Raw genomic sequence first — 4833 nt, 5'->3', positions numbered from 1 at the left:
CCCACCCATGTCGAGTGCCGGATGTGCCCGTGGCAGGACCGGTGCTGGAGGGCTGCGGCATGAACGACACACCGCTGCACCAGGTGCTCGGAGAGCGCCTGATCGACGCACGCGAGGCGGCACTGGCGCTCAATCTGCCGCACTACTGGCTCACGCACGCGAAGGAGCGCCGGCGTCTCGGCCTGCCGCACTACCGGGTCGGCAAGCTGCTGCGCTTCAAGCTTTCCGAACTGAGCGCGTGGATGGAGGAGCGCCAGGCCCTGCGCCCGGCCGACGCAGTGCACGAGGAGGAGGCGGATGCTGGACTTCAATGACACCGCGCCCGAGCCCGAGATCCCGGCGTCCGAGCGCCGCGAAGCCCTGCGCGCCGCGCTGCTCTCGCGGTTGGAATCGGTGCTGTCCATGCTGTTTCCCGCCGGTCGGACGCGCCGCGGCAAGTTCGTCATCGGCGACGTGCTGGGCAGCCCCGGCGACAGCCTGGAAGTGGTGCTCGCGGGCGAGAAGGCGGGCCTGTGGACCGATCGCGCCACCGGCGAGGGCGGCGACGTCTTCGACCTCATCGCCGCCCATCACGGCCTCGACGCCGAGCGCGACTTTGCCCGCGTCCTCGATCTGGCCGAAGACCTCGTCGGCCGCGCCCCCACCGCAGCGGTGCGCAAGCGCCGCAAGAAGGAAATCCCGACCGACGATCTGGGCCCCGCCACCGCCAAGTGGGACTACCTCGACGCGCAGGGGCGGCTCATCGCCGTCGTCTACCGCTACGACCCACCGGGATGCAAGAAGGAGTTCAGACCGTGGGATGCCAAGCGCCGCAAGATGACGCCGCCCGAGCCGAGGCCGCTGTACAACCAGCCAGGGATGATCAACGCCGCACAGGTGGTGCTGGTCGAGGGCGAGAAGTGCGCGCAGGCCCTGATCGACACAGGGGTGTGTGCCACCACCGCGATGCACGGGGCCAACGCCCCGGTGGACAAGACCGACTGGTCGCCGCTCAAAGACAAGGCCGTGCTGATCTGGCCCGACCGCGACAAGCCGGGCTGGGACTATGCGATGGCCGCCGCGCAGGCCGCACTCGCCGCCGGCGCCGCCACCTGCGACGTGCTGCTGCCGCCCGAGGACAAGCCCGAAGGGTGGGATGTGGCCGACGCCGCGGCCGAAGGCTTCGACGTCGCCGCCTTCATCGCCGCGGGCCCGCGGATGAGCATCAAGCCCGCCATCGGACAGCCCGCACAAGAGCCCTCCGTCTGGGCCACCGACGACGCCCTGGCGCTCACCTTCACCGCGCGTTACGCCGAGGACTGGCGCTACTGCTCAGCCTGGGGCAAGTGGCTGGTGTGGGACGGCCGGCGCTGGCAGGCGGACGAGACGCTGCTGGTGCACCACCTCATCCGCGCGATCTGCCGCGAGGCCGCGCTCAAGGCCGACTCGCACCGGCTCGCGGCCAAGCTCGCCGCCAGCAGCACGGTGGGCGGCGTGGAGCGGCTGGCACGCACCGACCGGCGGCACGCCTCCACGTCCGACGAGTGGGATGCCGATCCCTGGCTGCTCAACACCCCGGGCGGCGTGGTCGATCTGCGCACTGGGCGGCTGCGCCCGCACGCGCGCGCCGACCGGATGACCAAGCTCGCCACCGCCACGCCTCGCGGCGACTGTCCGCGTTGGCGGGCCTTCTTGGCCGACGTGACCGGCGGCGACGCCGAACTCCAAGCGTATCTGCAACGCATGGTCGGCTACTGCCTCACCGGCTCGACGGCAGCGCATGCGCTGTTCTTCCTCTACGGCACCGGGGCCAACGGCAAGAGCGTGTTCGTCAACACCGTGGCCACGATCCTGGGCGACTACGCGGCCACCGCCTCGATGGAGACGTTCGTCGAGACACGCCATGAGCGCCATCCCACGGACCTCGCGGGCCTGCGCGGGGCGCGCTTCGTCTCCGCCATCGAGACCGAGCAGGGGCGGCGCTGGGCCGAATCCAAGGTCAAGGCCATCACCGGCGGAGACCGCATCGCCGCGCGCTTCATGCACAAAGACTTCTTCACCTACACGCCCCAGTTCAAGCCCGTCATCGTCGGCAACCACAAACCTGCGATCCGCAACATCGATGAGGCGATGAAGCGGCGGCTGCACCTGATCCCGTTCACGGTGACGATTCCACCCGACAAGCGCGATGGCCGGCTCACCGAAAAGCTCCAGGCCGAGCGCGACGGCATCATGGCCTGGGCGGTCGAGGGGTGTCTGACCTGGCAGCGCGAAGGGTTACAGCCCCCGGCCAGCGTGATGTCGGCCACCGCCGAGTATTTCGAGGAGGAGGACGCGATCGGCGACTTCCTTGACGAGGAGGCGCAGCGCCACCCGCAGGCCCGCGTGGCCGTGGCCGACGTGTTCCAGCGCTGGCAAGAGTGGGCCGGCCGCAGGGGCGAGTACGTCGGCACGAGCCGCTGGCTCGCGCAGCAACTGGCCAACCGCGGCTTCGAACGCACGCGGCTGCACGGGGGCACCAAGGGGCTGGCGGGACTGTCCCTCAAGCCGAAGGACTACGGCGCACGGCTCCCATACCGCGACGACTAAAACCCCAAGGGTGACCGAAGGTGACTGGCCTGCCGGTAATTCCTCTACACGTGCGCGCGCGCACGTGAGAGCCGATTAACGGCACGTCGGCCACCTTCGGTCACCGGACACCGATGAAAGGATGAACCGATGATCTCCACGATCCTGGCCCTGGACCTGGGCACCACCACCGGCTGGGCGCTGCGCGACGGCTCCGGCCACATCACCAGCGGCGCCGTCTGCTTTCGGCCGCAGCGCTTCGAAGGCGGCGGCATGCGCTTCCTGCGCTTCCGCCGCTGGATTGCTGAAATTCAGCAATCGGTTTCTGAAATTCAGTTTTTGTACTTCGAGGAGGTACGCCGACACGCCGGCGTCGATGCCGCGCATGCCTACGGCGGGTTCCTGGCCACGCTCACCGCCTGGTGCGAGCACCACGGCATCCCCTACCAGGGCGTGCCGGTGGGCACGATCAAGAAGCACGCCACAGGCCGTGGCAATGCCCGCAAAGACGCGATGCTGGCCGCCGCCCGCGCCCGCGGTCATACCCCCGCCGACGACAACGAGGCCGATGCGCTGGCCTTGCTGCACTGGGCCATCGAGCGCCACGACGCGGTGCAGGAGGGTTGAGATGCACATCCCGACGCCTCGCTACCGCTGCCCGCTCGCTCGGCTGCAGCCCGAGCCGATGGACGTGGAAGCCGTCAAGCGCCAGGGCTGGCGCGAGCAGCGCGTGCTCGTCGTTGGTCTGGACGATGCCCGGCTGGACTGGACGGAGCGCGAACTGATCCGCCGCATCGGCGAGCGGCTGTACGGATCACGCAATGCAACCCGGGAGGCGCGCCATGGCTGAGTGGACCGTCGAGCAGGTGGCCGAGCGCTTCCGCGAGGCGGCCATCACCGCGCACCGCCTGCCACCCGTGCGGGTGCAGGGCTACTTCAACACCTGGCCCGCGATCCGGCGCCTGCCGTGGGAGACGCTTGGGGCGGAACCCACGATCCGGCGCTTTCCGCCCGCGCCAGAGGCCATCGAGCGCATGCTCGAAGCGATGCGCTGGGTGCAATGGCTGCAGGAGGAGGAGCGGCACCTCGTGTGGATGCGCGCCGAGCGCCACCGCTGGCGCGACATCTGCGCGCGCTTGGGCTGCGACCGCACCACGGCCTGGCGACGGTGGCAGCGGGCGCTCTCGATCGTGGCCGAGGCGCTCAACGGCGAGCGGCAAGGGGCCGGCCCTTCGATGCGCAGCGGGGTGAGCGAACCGCCCGCCCGGCCGTTCGCTTGACAGGACGAGGCTGCACGGATTCAATAACTGTTATTAATAGTTGTGAGTCAAGCCCATGCCGACGAGCGTCGCCCTCAGCCCCCATTTCGAGGCCTTCATCAAGGAGCAGGTCGCCTCCGGTCGCTACAACAACGCCAGCGAGGTGGTTCGCGCAGGCCTGCGATTGCTGGAAGAGCAAGCCCAGCGCCACGCCCTGCAGCTGGAAGAGCTGCGTGCGGCCATCACAGCCGGTCGATCCAGTGGCCCGGGGCAGCCGGCCGAAGAGGTGTTTGATCGTCTGGAAGCAAAGTATCGGGATCAGGGCAAGCGCCGGACGAAATGACCCGGCTCGTCATCACCCCGCTGGCCGCAAGCGACATCGAGGAAATCGGCGACTACATCGCCCAGGACAACCCGGGCCGAGCCGTCAGCTTCATGGCAGAACTTCGCATGCAGTGCAGGAAGATCGCCGGGGCGCCCCAGGCGTACCGGCTCCGCCCCGAACTCGGCGAGGGCATTCGATCCTGCGCCCACGGCAACTACGTGATCTTCTTCTGTGCGTCCGACGATGAAGTGAGCATCGTGCGCGTCCTGCACGGCGCACGGGACATCGGCGCCCAGTTCGGTGGCTGACATCGGCCGAGTAGGCGCCTTGAATGGCCATGAAGAAGCGCAACGACCGGGTCCTCGACGCCGTCCATGAGACGGCGCGTGACCTGCATCGCCTGGGCTTCATCGACGCGCGCATGATGCGCCAGTACGACGCGCTGCGCCTGGCAGCCAAGCGCGACCGCACGTCCTCGCCAAACGCTTCCCGTCCGCGTGTTTTGGCGTGATTTGGCGGATCGGATCGCGCATCTGCGTGCGCCCGCGGGCAAACGCGGCTTTGGCCGCTGCAACAGATCCGCCGTTTCGGGGGTAGGATTTCGGCTAACTTCTGGACAGCGGTGACGCCCGACGAAGCCGCCCGCGCATCGACGGGTCCTTCCTGGCCCAAGCGCGATGCGGGGGGCGCGAGCGCGGCGCT

8 protein-coding genes are annotated in these 4833 nt (G+C 69.0%); all 8 read left to right on the top strand.

The features are described 5' to 3' along the window. Positions 1-314 (top strand): helix-turn-helix domain-containing protein (locus tag ACK42S_RS15715; protein ID WP_409709652.1); only part of this gene is annotated, 314 nt, incomplete at its 5' end. Next, positions 298-2568: a phage/plasmid primase, P4 family gene (locus ACK42S_RS15710; protein ID WP_409709649.1), complete on the top strand. Its 2271-nt coding sequence runs from the start codon at positions 298-300 to the stop codon at positions 2566-2568. The genes ACK42S_RS15715 and ACK42S_RS15710, both read left to right, overlap by 17 nt. Positions 2569-2697: 129 nt before the next feature. Then, positions 2698-3174: a crossover junction endodeoxyribonuclease RuvC gene (locus tag ACK42S_RS15705; protein ID WP_409709646.1), complete on the top strand. Its 477-nt coding sequence runs from the start codon at positions 2698-2700 to the stop codon at positions 3172-3174. Between the two features lies 1 nt (position 3175). Then, the gene (locus tag ACK42S_RS15700) at positions 3176-3397 is read left to right on the top strand and encodes a hypothetical protein (RefSeq protein ID WP_409709643.1); all 222 of its coding nucleotides are present in this window, start codon (positions 3176-3178) and stop codon (positions 3395-3397) included. Beyond that, the gene (locus ACK42S_RS15695) at positions 3390-3827 is read left to right on the top strand and encodes a DUF6362 family protein (RefSeq protein WP_409709640.1); all 438 of its coding nucleotides are present in this window, start codon (positions 3390-3392) and stop codon (positions 3825-3827) included. Before ACK42S_RS15700 ends, ACK42S_RS15695 begins: the two co-directional genes overlap by 8 nt. Positions 3828-3882: 55 nt before the next feature. Further along, positions 3883-4149, top strand: coding sequence for a type II toxin-antitoxin system ParD family antitoxin (locus ACK42S_RS15690; RefSeq protein WP_131111603.1), 267 nt, complete (start codon positions 3883-3885; stop codon positions 4147-4149). Then, the gene (locus tag ACK42S_RS15685; RefSeq protein ID WP_352890429.1) at positions 4146-4439 is read left to right on the top strand and encodes a type II toxin-antitoxin system RelE/ParE family toxin; all 294 of its coding nucleotides are present in this window, start codon (positions 4146-4148) and stop codon (positions 4437-4439) included. The genes ACK42S_RS15690 and ACK42S_RS15685 overlap by 4 nt, the downstream gene beginning before the upstream one ends. A gap of 23 nt (positions 4440-4462) precedes the next feature. Beyond that, complete coding sequence (locus tag ACK42S_RS15680; protein ID WP_409709637.1) at positions 4463-4642, top strand: hypothetical protein; 180 nt, start codon at positions 4463-4465, stop codon at positions 4640-4642. Positions 4643-4833 lie beyond the last annotated feature (191 nt).

It is taken from the genome of Caldimonas sp. (assembly GCF_046289365.1).
Lineage (GTDB): Bacteria > Pseudomonadota > Gammaproteobacteria > Burkholderiales > Burkholderiaceae_C > Caldimonas.
The sequence above is the reverse complement of the archived record's forward strand: the minus strand, read 5'-3'. Positions and strand labels throughout refer to the sequence as shown.

Coding starts and splice junctions, on each gene's coding strand:
- ACK42S_RS15690 (WP_131111603.1), top strand. CDS start 3,883: ATGCCGACGAGCGTCGCCCTCAGCCCCCATTTCGAGGCCTTCATCAAG.
- ACK42S_RS15710 (WP_409709649.1), top strand. CDS start 298: ATGCTGGACTTCAATGACACCGCGCCCGAGCCCGAGATCCCGGCGTCC.
- ACK42S_RS15695 (WP_409709640.1), top strand. CDS start 3,390: ATGGCTGAGTGGACCGTCGAGCAGGTGGCCGAGCGCTTCCGCGAGGCG.
- ACK42S_RS15700 (WP_409709643.1), top strand. CDS start 3,176: ATGCACATCCCGACGCCTCGCTACCGCTGCCCGCTCGCTCGGCTGCAG.
- ACK42S_RS15680 (WP_409709637.1), top strand. CDS start 4,463: ATGGCCATGAAGAAGCGCAACGACCGGGTCCTCGACGCCGTCCATGAG.
- ACK42S_RS15685 (WP_352890429.1), top strand. CDS start 4,146: ATGACCCGGCTCGTCATCACCCCGCTGGCCGCAAGCGACATCGAGGAA.
- ACK42S_RS15705 (WP_409709646.1), top strand. CDS start 2,698: ATGATCTCCACGATCCTGGCCCTGGACCTGGGCACCACCACCGGCTGG.